At 51.7% G+C, this 17848-nt stretch carries 14 protein-coding genes; 1 reads left to right on the top strand and 13 read right to left on the bottom strand.

The annotated features are described in order from the left end of the window. Window positions 1–18 precede the first annotated feature (18 nt). The 8 genes from ACJJIY_RS07195 to ACJJIY_RS07160 all read right to left on the bottom strand — a co-directional run bounded on the left by ACJJIY_RS07195 (window position 19) and on the right by ACJJIY_RS07160 (window position 13004). Window positions 19–2181 (bottom strand): mechanosensitive ion channel family protein, encoded by a 2163-nt coding sequence (locus ACJJIY_RS07195; protein WP_444895348.1) that lies wholly within the window; start codon window positions 2179–2181, stop codon window positions 19–21. Between the two features lie 99 nt (window positions 2182–2280). Continuing rightward, the gene (locus ACJJIY_RS07190) at window positions 2281–2853 is read right to left on the bottom strand and encodes a DUF6515 family protein (RefSeq protein WP_445359654.1); all 573 of its coding nucleotides are present in this window, start codon (window positions 2851–2853) and stop codon (window positions 2281–2283) included. Window positions 2854–2981: 128 nt separating this feature from the next. After that, on the bottom strand, window positions 2982–4238 hold the full coding sequence (locus tag ACJJIY_RS07185; protein WP_445359364.1) for a PepSY-associated TM helix domain-containing protein: 1257 nt from the start codon (window positions 4236–4238) through the stop codon (window positions 2982–2984). 77 nt (window positions 4239–4315) lie between these two features. Further along, the gene (locus tag ACJJIY_RS07180; protein ID WP_445359363.1) at window positions 4316–6415 is read right to left on the bottom strand and encodes a TonB-dependent siderophore receptor; all 2100 of its coding nucleotides are present in this window, start codon (window positions 6413–6415) and stop codon (window positions 4316–4318) included. Window positions 6416–6653: 238 nt separating this feature from the next. After that, a complete protein-coding gene (locus ACJJIY_RS07175; RefSeq protein WP_445359362.1) occupies window positions 6654–7772 on the bottom strand; it encodes an efflux RND transporter periplasmic adaptor subunit in 1119 nt (372 codons plus the stop codon). Continuing rightward, entirely contained in the window at window positions 7769–10864 is a 3096-nt protein-coding gene (locus tag ACJJIY_RS07170) for an efflux RND transporter permease subunit (RefSeq protein ID WP_445359361.1), read from the bottom strand. Before ACJJIY_RS07170 ends, ACJJIY_RS07175 begins: the two co-directional genes overlap by 4 nt. Window positions 10865–11095: 231 nt before the next feature. Beyond that, on the bottom strand, window positions 11096–11911 hold the full coding sequence (locus ACJJIY_RS07165; protein WP_444895353.1) for a LytR/AlgR family response regulator transcription factor: 816 nt from the start codon (window positions 11909–11911) through the stop codon (window positions 11096–11098). Window positions 11912–11915: 4 nt separating this feature from the next. Beyond that, window positions 11916–13004 carry a sensor histidine kinase gene (locus ACJJIY_RS07160; protein ID WP_444895354.1) on the bottom strand — a complete coding sequence of 363 codons (1089 nt, stop codon included), beginning with the start codon at window positions 13002–13004 and terminating at the stop codon, window positions 11916–11918. A 121-nt stretch (window positions 13005–13125) separates the two neighbouring features. Here ACJJIY_RS07160 and ACJJIY_RS07155 point away from each other — a divergent pair, with 121 nt between their 5' ends. After that, on the top strand, window positions 13126–13596 hold the full coding sequence (locus tag ACJJIY_RS07155) for an EVE domain-containing protein (RefSeq protein ID WP_444895355.1): 471 nt from the start codon (window positions 13126–13128) through the stop codon (window positions 13594–13596). Here the strand turns inward: ACJJIY_RS07155 and ACJJIY_RS07150 are convergent. From ACJJIY_RS07150 to ACJJIY_RS07130, 5 genes are all read right to left on the bottom strand, one after another. After that, window positions 13593–13784, bottom strand: a complete 192-nt coding sequence (locus tag ACJJIY_RS07150; RefSeq protein ID WP_413664201.1) for a DUF3094 family protein — start codon at window positions 13782–13784, stop codon at window positions 13593–13595. The genes ACJJIY_RS07155 and ACJJIY_RS07150 overlap by 4 nt on opposite strands. A gap of 109 nt (window positions 13785–13893) precedes the next feature. Beyond that, complete coding sequence (locus ACJJIY_RS07145) at window positions 13894–15675, bottom strand: acyl-CoA dehydrogenase C-terminal domain-containing protein (RefSeq protein WP_444892657.1); 1782 nt, start codon at window positions 15673–15675, stop codon at window positions 13894–13896. Between the two features lie 175 nt (window positions 15676–15850). Next, the gene (locus ACJJIY_RS07140; protein WP_444934754.1) at window positions 15851–16216 is read right to left on the bottom strand and encodes an HIT family protein; all 366 of its coding nucleotides are present in this window, start codon (window positions 16214–16216) and stop codon (window positions 15851–15853) included. Window positions 16217–16334: 118 nt separating this feature from the next. Beyond that, window positions 16335–16817, bottom strand: coding sequence for an HIT domain-containing protein (locus ACJJIY_RS07135; RefSeq protein WP_444934753.1), 483 nt, complete (start codon window positions 16815–16817; stop codon window positions 16335–16337). After that, a complete protein-coding gene (locus ACJJIY_RS07130; protein ID WP_445359360.1) occupies window positions 16792–17799 on the bottom strand; it encodes a S66 family peptidase in 1008 nt (335 codons plus the stop codon). The genes ACJJIY_RS07135 and ACJJIY_RS07130 overlap by 26 nt, the downstream gene beginning before the upstream one ends. Window positions 17800–17848: the final 49 nt, after the last annotated feature.

The raw sequence follows: 17848 nt of genomic DNA, 5'->3' as shown, positions 1-17848 counted from the left end.
ATGCCAGCCGGACCTCACTTACTTCCTGGCAGTACGGCCAATGATCGCCGGAACATCCCAACTGCGCAGATGCAGATCTCTCTGAGGGAAAGGTACCTCAATACCCTTATCGCGAAATTCCCGCAACAACTCCAAGTTGTACAGGGCATAGGAGTCTCCCAGGGAAGTCACCATATTGCTGTTGACCCACACCACCAACTTGAAGTCGAGGGCATTATCCCCGAACCCCATCAGCCACACCTCGGTTTTTCGCTTCCAGTCGGTATGGGTGATATTGACTCGAGCGGCAGCTTCCAGGGCAGCTTCCCGCACCAAGTCTGGGTCCGAGGCATAAGACACACCAAAGGGTACGTGAATACGGCGCACAGGGTCATCCAGTGTGTGGTTAATAACCCGGCCCGCAACAAACTCAGTGTTGGGCACCAAGATATCCACATTGTCCCGCGTGGTAATACGGGTTGAGCGCACGCTGATATCCCGGATACGGCCAAAAACGCCCGACTCCAGCTCCACCAGATCACCCACTTTGAGAGGGCGCTCAAACAGCAGAATCAAACCAGAGATAAAATTCGAGAAGATCGCCTGAAGCCCAAAGCCAATACCTACTGATAGGGCTCCAGCGACCAGGGCCAACTTGGAGGTATCCAGGCCCAACATGCTGAGCACCACAATCAGGGCCGCGGAAATAAAGATGTAGTGCAACACCCGCCCAAGATTGTACATAGAGGATTCACTGGCATGCTCCCTGCGCACAAGCCGGCGCAGGAAGGCCTGGGTGAGTCCAGACAATAGCCAGGCCCCCACCAAGACCACAATCATCTTGGCGATCAACCGCAGGGTTATCGGGTTCTGGGCAACAGTAAATAGCTGATAATCCGCCAACTTACGCCAGCGGTTATAAGCTTGTCTTGCGCCCAGTGCGACTCGTTCGCGCACTGTTGCCCACCAACCCTGGCGCTCCTTGTAAACCTCCAGCTGGGCCTTTTCATAGCGCTGAATATCCTGCTCGAGGTCATTGGCGCGGGCCAGGCCACTGCCAATACGCTCAAAGTAAGACCACCAGCGACTCAGGTCTTCGTTCTCTTCATCTTCGCGCCAGGCCACCACCTGGCGCTGGCGCACCGCCAGCTCCCGCGACGCACTTTCAATCACAGAGTTGGCATTTTCCAATAAATCCCGACTGATAATCAGGGGGCGCTCTTCGCCCTCTTCATTCAGGACCTCATTGATGGATTGCAGCAATTCACTTTTGCGTTTTTCCAACTGCTCCTCCAACAAATCCACTTCAAGCTGCATCAGGGTGAGGTCTTTCTGCATATTGATGGTGGGGTCAGTGGAGGGTTCTGTAGTGCTTTGAATACTGGTGCGGGTCGCAGAAATACGTTCGATTTTCTTTTCGTTCGCCGCAATATCCTTATCTATTTCCTCTGCATCTTTACTGGAGTAGACAAGGGTATCCAGAAGTCTCCGCAATTTGATTTCTGCGCTGTTAATCTTTTCCCGCCAGGTTCCCAGGAAAGTATTAACGGTACTCAACTGCTCAATAATATTCAGGTGATTTATTTGAGCTAAAAGTAGGGCCTGCGCCGCCTCATCCTCCTCTCGTCCACTGGAATCGCGCAGTACAATCACTTGTTTACGCAGTAAAGATAGAGACTGGGACTGGGTTGATTTAAGTTGGCGAGCCTCCAGTTCTACACCTTTCAACCTACGTCGGCCACGGCTGATGGCAGAATCAGCCTTGGCCCAGTTCAATACCGTTGGGTTCTCTGGAAAATCCACATCCGGCATTAAAGGGACTTTCAGGTACTCCTCTCGTTTTTTCCAGGTAATTGCGATCCCTTGTAAACTTTGGCTAATCTTTTCTGCACCGTCCTGTAAGGCCTCATCCTCCGGCAAATCCTTTTCCCACTCCTCCCAGCTCTTTGTGACCAAGCTAAGCCATTCTCGTCGCTCTTCGGGAGAGGCACTGGTCCATCCAGTCCACCAATCTGCAGAGGGGTCAGCAAAATCCGGAACCTCCGGCTTAAACTCCTTGGGTTTACTACCGGGAAGCTGGGCGACACTGGAAACAGAGAGACAGGCGACGCTAAAGAAAAGGAGAAATGAAAGGGCGAGGTGAAGAAAAGGAAATTCTTTGCCGGCACTACAACGAGAGATGAAAAGGCTGGCACCCGGCATAAAATACTTCTATCCGTGAAAAAATCCGGCACTAATAAAATAGGCGCCTACTGGGCCATATTGTTCAGTGTAGCCCAGGGACTTCCCTGCCCCATGCATTTACCTGAAGCGGCGACTTTGACGCAAACATTTCCTGTATACTTTGCGATATTCACGCATAGCCCGCCTTGCTGTTTTTCCAGGCTCCCCCGTACTGCGCAACAAATTTGCCGCCCGGGCTTCACAGTAAATACCCCAATCCTTACGATCGACTCGTTTACCCTCTGAGCGGTGCCGCAAATGGCGGAGCGGATACGCTCGGGGGTATATTTTCTTTTTCGGAGCTAGGGGATTGCGATTAACATGCTGCCAATTGGGAGGGGGCGTGACCACCACATATTGATTGTCCCTGGGGTCTAATAAGAAAAAGGTACCATTACCCGCAAGCATATAATGCTTGTTACCCAAGTTAATGGGGGTTCCAAAAGGTACTCGGGAGACCCGAGCTCCCAGAGGCGGCTCAATCCGGGTATAGACGTCGGGGCCTTTGCGGTAGAAATAACCATTTATATAAAAAACTGTCTGGTTATTCACTTCGATAGGCTCAGCTCCGGGAGGCAGGTGGTCCGATCGAACCTGAGACTCCGAAACAGAACAGAAGAATACAAGAAATAGGGTAAGCAGGGATCGCATGGCTAATGTCATCAGCAAATTGCAATCCGCTAAGGGTATGGTGCGAACAAGTCATCCCCAAGGCTATCCCAAGCGGTAACTAGAGCGCCATTAAATTGCTCCAATTACCACTGGTCTAACCAATAGAATTATACAGCTGTACTCGGCAAGGGAGACCTGCTATCCATCCGACTACTGACTGCCACACGACGTTTACGTAACCAGATTAAAACTCCAGTCACACTCAACATCGCAATCACCACCCCCATAATTGAAATCAGTATGCGACCAGGGAGACCGAGGATCCTACCGGAATGCACTGGGAATTGCGCCTGTACAAATAAGTCTGCTGCCGTCCCTTCCCAGGGGATAAAGTCTCCGAGATATTCGCCGCTGTGGCCATCAAAAAATAGAGCCTTGTGACCAACCCCCCCGGCACCATGCCCTGCGCTGGCATCAAAAAATTCAGCTCGATATATCCCCCACTCCCGGGCATACCACAGGGAATTCAACGGTTGCTGCCAGCCAATCTGCGCAGCTTGGTTTTCTCCAATCGCGGCTATATCCCGAAAAGACAACGCCGGGGTAATTGGATTGCTGTGATCGTTAGGTGTGCGCTCTTCCAAGGGCGACGGAGTCACATCTGATACCAGCGACATCAGGGGAAAAAACACTTCTCGATAGAGATTCAGTGAGAAGGCCGTAAATGCAATTGTCAGCAGCAGCGCCCAGGTCCACAGACTGAACGCACGATGTAAATCAAATGTGAGCCTGGCACGCCCAGCGCCGGCCTTAATCATCCATGCGGGCTTCCAGCGCTGCCACCAAGTCCGAGATGGCTTTCGAGTGGATTTCTTGCGGCGAGGTAAAGTCACCGCTAGCCCCACAAAGCAATCGACTGTCCATACCAGTGCAATAACGCCCAGCAGCCAAATTCCCCAGTGGTCAGTGCCCCAAAATTCAGGAATATGAAAACTGTAATGCAGCTTGTACAAAAACGACATCAGTGTTTCAGTTGTTATCGGCCAGACACGTCCCCATTCGCGCTTACCAACAATTTCCCCACTGGTCGGATCGACAAATACCTGGTTGTAATCCACCGCAAAGAATTGACCGGTAGCGGGGTCAATTCGAGGCTCTACCCAGAAATACTGGGTATGCCCAGGCTCCTGTACTAATTCAAAATAGGATATTTGGACTTGCGGCAAGGACTCTTCAAGCCGTTCTGCCAACTCGATAGAGGCTAAGGGTTCGCCACTGGAAGTAGTTTTATATAAGTGGGGATTGAGCCACTCATCCAGTTCGTGATCCCAGGAGATAATAGCGCCGGTTAGCCCGGTGACTATCAGGAAGACCGCAGTAGCAAGCCCCAGGTAACGATGTAAAAGAACCAGGGTTTGACGCATAACATTTACCTAAAACTAAAAAACAGAAAACCCGGCACAAGTACCGGGTTAAACTGCAACGGAGTTAACTAGGCGCCTTAGTAGCGCCAGCTCACACTCAACTGTGCCTGACGCGGAGCGCCGTAATAGCCCTGGGTCCAATAGAGGCTGTTGATATATTTCTCGTTGGTCAGGTTATCAATATTGAGGCCAACCGTTAAAGCATCAGAAATATCGTACTTGGCAAAGGCGCTAAGCAACGCATAGCTATCCTGCTCTACACGAACACCCTCGACAGGCTCAATGTAAATATCATCCTGCCAATTGATACCGCCGCCGAACTTCAAGCCTTGAACTTGAGGTAAATCGTAAGCCACGGCCACCTTCAGGGTGTTGCGCGGAATATAAGTGCGGACATCCTCACCGTCATCACCCACCACTTCACTTAAATGAGTGAAACCAAAGCTGATATTGAAGTTCTCAGTAATAGAACCGATTAATTCCAGCTCAGCACCTTTAGTGGAGTAATCGAGCCCATTATAGGTATTTACACCATCAACAGTCCCAGCATACTCGCCAAGATTATTCAGGTTGGATTCGAACAGTCCAAAGCTGCCTGTTGCCTGTCCGCCTGCAAGTGAATATTTAACCCCGACTTCGGAACTATCTCCCTCTGCGACACCTAGCGGTGTAAATTCAGGGCTAACCCAAGACTGCGGAGTAAAGACTTCGGTAAAGCTACCATAGAGGGAGAAACTATCGTTCAGGTCAAAAGTGGCCCCCACATAAGGAACAGTTTCATCCGCCGAAGTGTCAGCATCAACGCCATAACTGTAGCCGGATTGTTCCACTTCCATTTTGCGCGCACCGGCCAACAGGGACAGGCTATCAGTAACGTTCAGGCGAGTAGCAAAGTATAAAGACTTGTGCTCTTGATCGTCGTAGTGGCCAGTGTAATAAGCATCGGTATCGACAAAGTCAGGCCGCGCCGTTGTGCCATTAGCCCAGTCACTGCCAAGAACCGGATAGCCGTCGGAGTAGCTGTAGAAAGATTGGCCGGTTAGTTCGATATCTGCATAGTTGGCACCCACCACCAATTCGTGATCGCGGCCAAACAAATTGTAGGTTCCTGACAGGAATACATCCGCAATCTTCTGCTTTTCATCCAACTTGTAGCCAAATGCATATCCATATAAACCCAGTTCAGTCTCTCTGTCTGGAGTACCGTAGACATACATCTCCTCGACATCCATATCGATTTCATTCTGGGTCAGTAATGCAGTGACGGACCAGTTTGCGGAAAGATCCTGCTTCAGTTCAACAAAAGTCTGGGTTCTGTCTACATTGCGGAAAGCCCAGTCTGGTGCCGTACTTGTGGAAACATCGTAATCGGTAGCGCTGCCATCGGTGTAGTAAAGTGGCAGGGCACCGGACATGCTGCCATCGGTTTCACTGCGATTTTGGCTGCGGCCTAAGGTCAGGGTGGTGGAGTCAGTCAAATCTGCTTCCACAATACCGTAGTAGACACTGCCGTCAGTTTCGTAGCGGTCAAGATAAGAGTCAGCCTGATCCTCTGCAACCACCAACCGGCCTCGGACGTTATCGCTGATAGAACCTGAGATATCTCCCTGGGTGCGCAAACGTCCCTCTTCACCGACAACCAGATCTACACCCGCCTTGAACTCTTCTGTTGGACGCTTGCGGATAAAGTTAACCGTCGCGGAGGGGTTAGCCAGACCTGTGGTCAGAGCTGCTGCGCCCTTCACCACTTCAACCTGATCAAATATCGCTGTGTCTTGATGCCCATGGGATAAACCAGAGGAAAAGGGAACACCGATACCATCGTATTGGAAGTTCACAATATCAAAGCCACGAGCGGTGTAATAAGTACGATCCGTCTCTACGTTCTCTACGGTTACCCCAGGGGTATATTTCAGCAGCTCATTAATATCCTGTAGGGCAAAGTCCTGGATTTGAGCTTGGGATATAGTTGTTACCGTTTGCGGAGTATCGTAAACAGAAAGGCTTAGGCGAGAGGCGGTACTGGTCTCCTCCTGCTCTCCGTAGACACTGACTTCTTCCATGGTTTCAGCAGTTTCGCTTTCAGCAGACCAAGCAGAACTTCCCAGCGGGGCGAGCACGGCGGCAGCAATCCAGGCTGACAGCGCTTTTTTCTTCATTAAGCCGTTAATTTTCATCGGCTAAAACCTCATTCCAAATCAGTGAACGGTGCAGGGGCACCATAAACGGAGCGGATGATATTTGAAGAAATATACGCCAGTCAATGAGAATGATTATTATTTAGTCAATATACCCACAAATAGTTTGGATGGGGAGGGAACATCATTGCTTGGCGAAAGATTAGGAGGGCCAGGGCGATCACAAGCAGCGAGTCACCCTGTATTTGATCAGAAGGCCTTCAGGGAAAATCAGGAATTAGCCACTGCCCGCCTGTAATGGCTCTTTATCTCGCACCACTTCCGACAGCACTTTAACTTCCTGTCCAGGCTGCAAGCGCTCAGCACCACGCACTATCACACGATCGCCCTTGGTGAGATCACCGCTTACCGACACCCATTCACCATCGCCACTGCCGATACGCACAGATAATCGCTCAGCCTTATCCTCCTCGCCCACTCGATATACGAAGGTATCGCCATTTCTTAAAACCAAGGCATCCCTTGGCACAGACATGGTGGCCTGCGCCTGCGCAATGGGCACAGAGACCTGTACCGGCATACCGACAATCCAGTCCCACTGCTCCGGCGCACTCTGTGGCAAAGTTACCATCAGCTTAACTCGCCGGGAGCGATCGCTTGCCACAGGCACAAATTGACGTACCCGGCCGCTAAATAATTGATCATCCACCCGTGCCTCTCCCGGCAGAGAGACAGAATCACTGCGTAGCGCCACTGTGTCACCGATGCGAATCAGCGGCAGAGCCGTCAAGGGAATATCCGCCTCCACTTCCATCTGTGACATATCCAGGGCTCGCAGTAATTCCGAACCGGTGCGCACATATTCTCCCGCCTGTAATTCGCGGCTCACCACTAAAGTATCAAAGGGTGCATCAATGGCTGTTTTAGATAATTCATAGGCCCGTCGGTCGCGCTCAATTTGAGCTGCAATCAGGTCCTGAGCCATTGCCTCGCGCTCAGCCTGCTGCTCTTCCAGTGCAGCTCGGGAGGTACTATTGGTTGCCGCCAACTTACTCAGTCGATTTAACTGAGCATCCATATAAGTCAACCGCGCACGCAATTGTGCGATACGACTGTCACTGTTGCGCAGCTGTAATCGCCAATGAGTACTGTCCAACTCGGCCAGGCGCTCACCCTTTTTAATAAAGCTGCCGGGTTCAGCGACAAATTCCAACACACCATCCAGTTCAGAAGAAACCAGGATATCTCGTCGGCTAACCACCTCACCGGCAGACCACTGGCTCGGAGCAATTTCCCGAACTTGGGCCCGATCCACCAATACCGCAATAGGATCGCCCTGCGCCCATACGCCATTGGCACCCAGAGATAAAACGATTCCTGCGAGCAATTTCTTCATTGTGAACTCCTCAGGGCAAACCTTTCGCGCATAGCCGTAAATTTGGGTAGTGGCAGGCTGCCGGTTTGCAGTAATGCCGGCAATAAAACCAGGGTAAAGAGCGTGCTCACTGCCATGCCGCCCACAATCACTGCGGCCAGGCCGCGGTAAATAACACTGCCCTCACCGGGAGCAACCAACAGTGGCAACATGCCAAATACACTGGTCAGGGTACTCATAAAAATAGGGCGCAAACGCAGGCGCAAGGCCTGCTCTACAGCGTCGACCCGAGTGCTACCCGCCATTTCTGCCGCTCGCGTCTGGTGTACCAGCAAAATAGCATTATTCACCACCAGTCCTAGCAGTATCACAAAGCCAATCATGGTGAGCAGATCCAGTGGTTGGAAATCGATCAAGTTTAAAATTTGTAGCGCCAACACGCCGCCCACTGTCGCCAAGGGCACGGTGAGCAGTACCAGAGAGGCATCCCGCAAGGAGCGGAACAGTGCGCTCATCAGCAGGAATAAAATTAGCAGCGCTAACAGGAAATTCTTGGAAAGCGAGGCCAACGCCTTATCCAGGTCACTGGCATTTCCTCCCACCAAAATACTCCCGTCAGCGGGCAGAGCTTCGCGAATCTTCGGCAATACATCCGCCTCCAGCTGTGCGCGCACCTCTTCGAGGGACACATCTTCCGGCGGTACTATATTCAGTGTAATGGTGCGCCGACCATCGACCCGGCGCAAACTGCCCGGCCCCACAGTCCGCTCCACACTGGCCAGCTGACTGAGCGGCACCACTTCCCCACGGGGCGTTACCAACGGCGTATTTTGCAGTTGTTCGGGAGTACTCCAGGGCTGCGCTTTAAAAATAATATCCAGGCGCTTTTCACCGTCAAAATACTCGCCGACATAGAGACCATTGCCCAGCGTTCGAACCAGTCCGCCCATATCCTGGCGATTCCAACCCTGCTCCAGCATTGCGCGATCATTGGGGCGCACTGTCAATTCAGGTTCTGATAAAGATAAGCCTGGGTTGGTCTGCACCGGCGTTCCCGGCATCACCTCTTCAACAACCTCAACCCCAAGGGCAGCCGCACGCATCAATGCTTCGGCATCACGGGATTGCAGATGTAAAGCAATGTTTCGGTCACCACCGAATTGGCCAAACAGATTACCCCGCGCAGCGAATCCCTGGAAATCAGGAATATCCACCAGGATTTCTTCCCGCAGGATTCTCTCCATCTCCTTGGCTTGATCCATATCCTTAACCCGCACTCCCATAGTGCCGCCATTGGGCCAAGTGATCACGTAGTAGTTCTTCAGGGCTGGTTCGCGCTCACCACTCATGTAGGGTGCCATGCGCTTATCCAACTCGTTGACGATTTCTGTTTCTAAAGTTTTGGTATTAGTGGATGCGGGGAAATTCATCCACACATCAACTGCATCTCTTTTTACCGGCGGTAAATAATCCAGGTTTGGTAAGAATAAATAAGTCGCAACCATGGGCATTAATAAAAGCCCCCCGATCACCTGCCAACGGCGGGTCCTGGTACTCGTCAAAGCCATTACCCGCGAAGTTATTTTTTCCCACACTCGGGAGAGACGGTCTTCAGTAGAGATAGTGGGTAGCCACAGACGCGCAGCCAGGGGAACCACAGCCACCGCAACCAACAGGGAAAACACCACAGCCACAGCAATAGTCAGTGCCAGGTCACCGAAGACCTGCCCTTCGACACTGTTAAGGAAAAATACAGGAAGGAATATCGCAACGGTTGTCGCAGTACTGGCCAACAGTGCACCCCACACCTGGCCTGCACCCTGCTCCGCAGCCTCCTCTGCCCCCCGACCTTTCTCTCTCAGGCGCACAATATTTTCCAACACTACTATCGCAGCATCGAGCACCATACCGGTAGCAAAGGCCAGTCCCGCCAGAGAAATTACATTCACACTGCGGCCTGCGGCCGACAGCACCACAAAGGTCGAAAGTAATGAAATTGGAATCGCTGCGGCAACGATCAAGGTCGCACGCATGCGTCGCATAAACCACCAGAGCACTCCGACAGCTAATACGATACCTAAAATCATATTACCGCCGAGCAGATTTAAAGCCCGATAAACAAATACTGATGCATCAAATGATTGCACCAGTACAAGCTGCTCAGCTTTCAATTTAGTTTCATTCAGCTCAGCGACTTTTTGCTTAACCCGCTCCAAAGTAGCCAGCATATTGGCATTGTTGGTGCGGTTAATACGGAGGGAAACTGCTGAGTTGCCATTTTGCGTAGTGACACCGCGGGATTCGGAAGGCCCCACCTTGACCTCAGCAATATCGCCCAGGCGCACCGGCTGTCCATTGCGCCATTCCAACACTAATTCGGATAAGTCTTTGGGTTCATACTCGCCGACAAAGCGCAGGGTATAGCGACGCCGCCCCACGTCGGTAAATCCGCCGGAGACATCCCTGGCCGACGCCAGCTGCCGACTCACTGTAGGCAGCTCTACTCCCAGTTCAGCTGCTTTCCAGGGATCAAAAATAATCTGCAACTCTTCCTGTGCCGCACTCCCAGACTGGGCCTGGACACTGGCAACCCCGGGCACCGACTCCAACTCCGGGCGCAGTACATCTTCGATCAGGCCAGCGTAGTCATCCAGGTTATTCTGGTTATCAGGTAATTTTTGCAGAAAGAAATAGGTCAGCGCTGTGGCATCGCCACCCCAGCCACCCAGCATTACTCGGGGTGGCTCCGCATCCCGGGGCAATGGCGGCAGACTGCTCATACGACTGATAACATCAATCAGCACCTTGTTCATATCGGTGCCCATGGCAAATTCCAGATTTGCCCAGGCGCCACCGCGACCGGCGTTGACTTGCATCATTTCCAGACCGGTGAGGCCCTGTAATACGGATTCGATCGGCTCGACAATTTCCGCCTCCACCTCTTTCGGTGCGGCCGCTCTCCAGCCCGCCTGGATAGCAATGCGAGGATTGTCGATATCGGGGAAAAGTTGAACCGGCAGCTGGCTGGCGAGGAAAGCTCCAAGCAGAACAGCCATAACCACAGCGACCCCCGCAGCAGCGGGATTTTTTAACGCGGCGCGTGTTAATGCCATTACTTCAGCCCCAGTTTTTTATTGGGATTGAAGGCTAGCGGAATATGAATTCCTTACAAGGCAGTTGCGACTAGTTGCCAGGAAAATTCGATCAGGCCATGAAGAGCCCGTTTATTCGCCGGAAAGAAAATAAAAATTCACAAAATGAAATCCATGCCTTAAGAGGCAGCGTTACAGTGGAAAACCCATCTGCTTTGCTGCCTCACCTGAGAGCCATAAAAAATTTATAGATCAGAGGAAGTGCTGGACTTTATTTTTATAGCTGCGGCTCATTTTTAAACACTCGCCGCTATCTAATACCAGATGGTATTCGCCATTAATATGGGCACGTATTTCCCTTACCCGGCTTAAATTGACGATAGTCGAACGATGTATGCGCTGGAAAAGTTTCGGGTCCAACTGCTGCTCCAGTTCTTTCATGGTGATACGCATCACATGGGTCTCACCCCGAGCGTGCACACACATATAATCACCGGCAGCATCGATCCAGTCGATTTCACTGGAGGGCACCAAAGTTATTTTGCCCGCATCTTTCACTGCAATTTTGTCCGGATAGGCACTGCCGGCAAATTGCCCGCTAACCAGCTTCTGCTCCAGCACATCAGGGGATTCCTTGGTCAAATCGGCAACAGCTTCGAGTAATTGCTCTCGTTGGTTAGCGATATCAGCGTTGGCTCTCTGTTCCCTGACTCGGGTAAGAGCCAACTCCAAGCGCTCTTCTTCGATGGGTTTTAATACGTAGTCCACCGCATTGATTTCAAAAGCCTCTACCGCATACTGGTCGTAGGCCGTGACAAAAACTACATGAGGTAGAGAGTCCACCGGAATCAACTGAACCAGTTGCAAACCGTTTACGCCGGGCATCTGGATATCCACAAATGCTACATCGGGCTTCAGCTCCAGTATTTTCTCCAGCGCATCGCGACCATTGCCGCTCTCTGCAACTACCTCGATATCAGCCATCTGCTCCAGGCGCAGCCGCAATCCGCGACGAGCCAGGGGTTCATCATCGACAACGATCGCCCTCAGGGTCTCTACTCCACTCATCTCTTTATTCCTGTTCAAAGGGAATACGAATATTTACCGACAAGCCCCCTTCTGGGCGGTTGCGGAAACGCACTCTCTGGTCATCGCCATAAAGGGCCTTAAGGCGCTCACAGGTATTGCGAATACCCACTCCGTAGCCTTTGCCAATCAGGCGCAGCTCCTCTTCCGACATGCCGGGACCGTTATCGCTGACCTCCAACAACAATTCGCCGGCGAAAACCCGTGACTTGATGCCAATCTCACCGCCCCACTCCAGCTGTGAAATCCCATATTTGATCGCGTTTTCAACCAGCGGTTGCAACAGAAGGCTCGGCACCAAGGCCTGGGGGGACTCTCCCTGCAAATCCAAATTCACCCCTAAGCGATCGGCGAAGCGCACCTTTTCAATGTCCAGGTACAACATCAGCGCCTCAACTTCCTTCGCCAGGGTGACCTTCTGCATAGGATCATTATCCAGGGAGTGGCGCAAGAATTGGGACAGGCGCGTCACCATATTGTTGGCCGTGCGCCCGTCATTATCGAGGATCAAAGTAGAAATTGCGTTGAGCGTATTAAACAGGAAGTGCGGGTTTAACTGGTAGCGCAGCATTTTTAATTGAGCCTGGTGCGCCATTGATTCCGCCCGCAGCGCCTTCTCCTGCTGGGCCTGAGAGGAGCGGTAATACTTGATGCCGTAATAGAGCGCCGCCCAGGTCATCAGAATCAGAAATGAATAGGTGAACCAGTAGATAGCCAGGAGTGCCGGGTGCTCATCACCATCGTGACCATAAAGCCACAGGGAGCCGGTGAATTTTATTGCTGCCCAAATCACCGCCGCCATGACCACCAGCAGTAAAGAGCCTAGCAATCGCATTGCTGGAGGCTTGCTCCACAGGCGGTGAAAACCCAAACGCATGCTCTCGCTGAGAATAACCCCCGCAGTAGTGGCAACTATGATGTAGCCAGAGTGAACCCAGTGGTCATTCACCCAGAAAAAACTGCCTACAAAGGTCAACAGCGTATATCCCCCCCAACCAGAGAGCTGCAGGGCCCAGTACTGTGAACGACGACTGGCCAGCTTCTGTGAGAGCCACTGAAGTGTTTTGCTTCCCATAATCTCCCGCTTATTGGGTAAAAATCTATGCGCCGATTTGACACTAATCGGCAGCTTCATACTAAATGGCGTCGAAAGCCGGCGAAACACCAACCGGCGCAGCAAAGAGACAAACTGCCGCATGACCTACTGGTTATTTAAATCTGAGCCCGATGAATACAGCCTCCAGGACCTCGCTGCCGAATCCAGCGGTTGCGGTCGCTGGGATGGTATCCGCAATTACCAGGCACGCAATTTTTTGCGCGATAAGGTGAAGGAAGGAGATGGCGTGCTGTTTTATCACAGTGCCTGTAAGGTGCCGGCAGTTGTGGGCACCGCTGAAGTGGTTCGCTCTGCCTACCCCGATCCGGCCCAGTTCGACTCGGAAAGCAAGTACTTTGACCCCAAGGCCAGCGAGGATAAACCGCGCTGGTACTGCGTCGATATTCGCTGGCGAAGTGAGTTCCAACGGCCGGTGCCCCTCGCAGAAATCAAAGGCATCCCCCAATTGGCTGAGATGGTGCTGGTAAAACAGGGGCGCCTGTCTATCCAGCCAGTTTCCGGTGATGAATGGCAGCTACTCCAGCACTTGGGAAGCTCCACGCCGCGCTAAACGATACCTTTTGTCTGGGCGATATACAGGCTCAGCAACGATAGCAAGGTCAATAACGCTAACAAGCCGAGTAACAGTACCCAGGGGCGGAAAGGCTTGCGTTCGACACTGTTGATGCCGGACTGCAGGTATTTATCGACCTTGGCTTGGTCTTCATCGGAGAGTTTCTTTTCGGAGGGATCTAACATGGGCACTTTCGCTCGTTATTTTTGTGCCCTGAGTTTAGGAGAAAGCTTTCTACAGCTCCACAAAAAAGCCCCGCGATGCGGGGCTTTTTAACACTTTCTTTGGGGGCTGTTAGAACAGCTCTTCCTCCAAGTCCATCAAGCTAGCGCTGCCTGCATTGACACTGCCGGCCAATGCCTGGGTGCGCGGCAACAGGCGAGCGAAGTAGAAGCGCGCTGTCTTTATCTGGCCGTTGTAGAAGCTATCCGCTTCCGCTTTCGGCAGCGCCGCAGACACAATTTTCGCCCACATAAAGGCGTAAGCGACGTAGCCGAACAGGTGCAGGTACTCTACAGAAGCCGCACCCGGTGCGTGGGGGTCTTGCTGAGTGGCGGCAACCATATTCTCAGTTGCTTCACGCAGGCGTTGCATCTCAGCGATAAGCGGCTGGATAAACTCGGCCATTTCCTCGCGATCAATCTGGGCATCGATAAAGCCCTGTACATCTGCAGCAAACAACTCGAACAGAGCACCGCCGGTAGCTACAGTCTTGCGACCCACCAGATCCAGAGCCTGGATACCATTGGTTCCTTCATAGATCTGGGTAATACGCACATCGCGCACCAACTGTTCCTGGCCCCATTCGCGGATATAACCGTGGCCACCGAAGACCTGCTGACCGAGGATGGTGCAATCCAATCCCATATCGGTAGTAAAGGCTTTGGCTACCGGGGTCAGCAAGGCAACCATATTCTCCGCGTTCTTTTTCTCTTCACCCTCGCCGAACTTGGAAATATCCAACCACTTGGCCACGTATGTGGACAGAGCGCGGCCGCCGTTCACCAAAGCTTTTTGGGTGAGCAGCATACGGCGCACATCCGGGTGCACAATGATGGGGTCTGCGGCTTTCTCCGGCTGCTTGGCGCCCGCTGGAGAACGGCTTTGGATACGGTCGCGAGCGTATTCAACAGCATTTTGATAGGAGCGATCTGAGGCGCCGAGGCCCTGGATACCAACACCCAGGCGCTCGTAGTTCATCATGGTAAACATGGCCGCGAGTCCTTTGTTCTCCTCGCCGACCAGCCAGCCTTGGGCGCCGTCGAAGTTCATCGCACAGGTAGCGGAGGCCTTGATACCCATTTTGTGCTCGATCGAGCCACAGTTCACATCGTTGTGCTCGCCGATGCTGTTGTCTTCGTTCACCTTGTATTTGGGCACCAGGAACAGCGAAATGCCTCTCGGCCCCTTGGGCGCGTCCGGCAATTTTGCCAATACCAGGTGGATAATATTTTCGGATAGATCCTGGTCACCGCCGGTAATAAAGATCTTGCTGCCGCTGATGCTAAAGCTGCCATCGCCACGGGGCTCAGCCTTGGTGCGGATAATACCCAGGTCTGTACCGGCGTGAGGCTCGGTAAGGCCCATGGCACCAGCCCAGGTGCCTTCATACATCTTGGGCAGGTATTTTTCTTTCAGCTCATCACTGGCGTGGGCATCAATTGCCAAGCAGGCGCCGTTAGTCAGAACCGGGTAGAGTGCAAAAGAGATATTTGAAGCATTGATCATCTCCTCAACCTGAGCGCCCAGCATTTTCGGCATACCCATGCCGCCGTATTCCGGATTGCCCAGCAGTCCACCCCAACCACCTTCACAGAAGGTGGCATAGGCTTCTTTAAAGCCTTTCGGCGTGGTCACCACACCATCATTCCACTGGCAGCCCTCTTCGTCGCCAGTGCGATTGATCGGATCCAGGGTGTTGGCAGCCAGCTTGGCCATCTCTTCGAGAATCGCATCTGCGGTCTCACGATCTACCGCTCCAGCCAACCCGGGCAATTCCGCCCAGAGTTTTTCCGCAGCAAATACCTCGTGAAGTAGGAAGTTCATCTCCCTTAGTGGCGCCTTATAGTCGGCCATGCTCCCGGTCCTCATTCAAGTGTTTCAAACGCTCGTTTGAATCTAGGGCCGAAGCGTCCCAATGTCAACAGTCTCGGGCCTCGAGGAACCTGACAAGCACTCAGTTCTAAAGAGTGGGAACAATCTGTTAAATGGGTGCAGTACCGCTCACTGGAGCCGGCTGAAAAAACTGCTGCTAGTCTACATTGGCGCTCCTTCGCAGTAGAACGCTGACGAGTTCGGCTAACTTATCCTCAGCTAATAGTGGAATCTCATCACTGGGTACAAATGAATAGGGCTCATCTGCATATCGCGGGATGATTTGCACATGCATGTGATCTTCAGACTGGCCTGCGGACACTCCGGAATTGCAGAATGTATGAATACCATCTGGCTGAAATGCCTCTCGCAGAATATCAACACCCGTTAGGATCAAATTGCTGACATCTGATAAAACTACCGAGTCACAAGCGGTAAAATGATTCGTGTGCAAAGAAGGGATTACTAACAATGCGCCTTTACTGCGCTGCCTCGGATTTACCGCCAGGCAAGCGTGCTTCATCTCCTTTACCAGCGGAACACTCGAATGCATCAGTGTACATAGCGGGCACGGCCTTCGAACTCGAAACGTATAAGGCACAGCAAACTCAATACAAGTTATGATCGTTTTATAATAGGGGTTATTTCGAGAAATTGAGAGCACCGCGTAGACGTGCAGCTTCCTTCGCCCTCTCCGGCGAACTCCATTGCGGACACGAAAAAATATCCGTATAGCGATATTTTCTACCCGCTTTCCTGTCACTCCTGGGGACAATCTCCCAAACTAAGTGAAGATAGGATCGCCCCGTAATTCCCCCCCAATCACACCAGACATTGGTACCATCCGGATCATAGAGGTTTTCTACTGCAAAAGTAGACTCCCTGACACACTTAAATAGATCGCGGAACTCACTCTGATTGAATGTGGAAAAATCCGTATGATAGGCGTGAGGCACCACCACCACATTCCCCCTAATTCTCGGACGTATCGGTATTAGTGCGGTCGCAACATCATTTTGACAGACAATAAATTGCGACCTCTCCCCCGGGGTACTCAAGCAATAACCGCATGGGCATCCCTGTTTTGACAAAAGTAAGTTAGACAATTGTGATACGAGCCTCACTACCTTTCATTACACAAACATTAGCCAAAACGCCGATTGGTAAAGTCAACATGGGATCTGTATGCCCAAAGCTTAGATTCGCCACTATTGGAAAGTCGAAATCTGCACAAGCCTCAAGAACCGTATCTTTTAGCGTGACGCCGGCAATATCAGTGCAATATGGAGATCGTCCAATAAGCATACCTCTAACGTGAGAGAGTATCCCTGATTGACGCAGATGGGTAAGAGCACGACGAACCCTCTCTAGTCGCGCTTCTTCAGCATGGGCCTCCCAGAAAAAAATAATATCTGAGGGGATATTAAGATATGGCGTACCCACAAGCATATTTAGCGTCTCTATATTCCCTCCAAACAATATCCCCTCACCCAGCCCTTCTCGATAAACTATTCGGTGACTGTCTTTTCCCATCAAACGGCGCCGTCGCGGACTTTCACCCCAGTCCGTAAATTCACGAGTCCATGCAGCAGGATCTCTTAGCTCTGTCAAGGTCTCATTATTACCAATGGCAGAAAAAAGGTTCTCGATCGTAAAAGCAAAAGGCTGAGGGTATTCGCCAAACTGAGGTAACAGCGTGGGGCCAAAATAAGTAGTCCATCCACTCAAACTAAAAATACCTAAAATCAAGGCTGTCGCATCGCTGTTGCCAATTAACACTTTGGGGTATCGGCAAACAATATCTCGATTCAAGTGTTCTAATATTTCAGCTGAGTTGAATCCTCCAATTGAACACATGATTCCCGCAATCGATTGATCAAGTAATAAACTCTCAAACGCCTGAGCCCGCTCCAATGCAGCCCCTGCCGTAAACCCTCTTGAAAAGCACACCTGCTCCGGCAGTACAACCTTTGTATTCAAGGTTCGCTCCAAGGCTTTGACGCTCCGAATTAATCGGTCAGGATATTTACTTGCTACATTTGAAGAGGGTGAATATATTGCTATCGCCTTTCCCGGTATTAACTTAGGATAAAACCTGTTATTCATATTGATAGCGTGAACTTTTCATTTCGAACATTGTTTCTCTGGGCTTATG

This window comes from Microbulbifer maximicatervae (SeqCode), from assembly GCF_052468155.1.
This window is presented reverse-complemented; position numbering and strand designations above follow the sequence as displayed.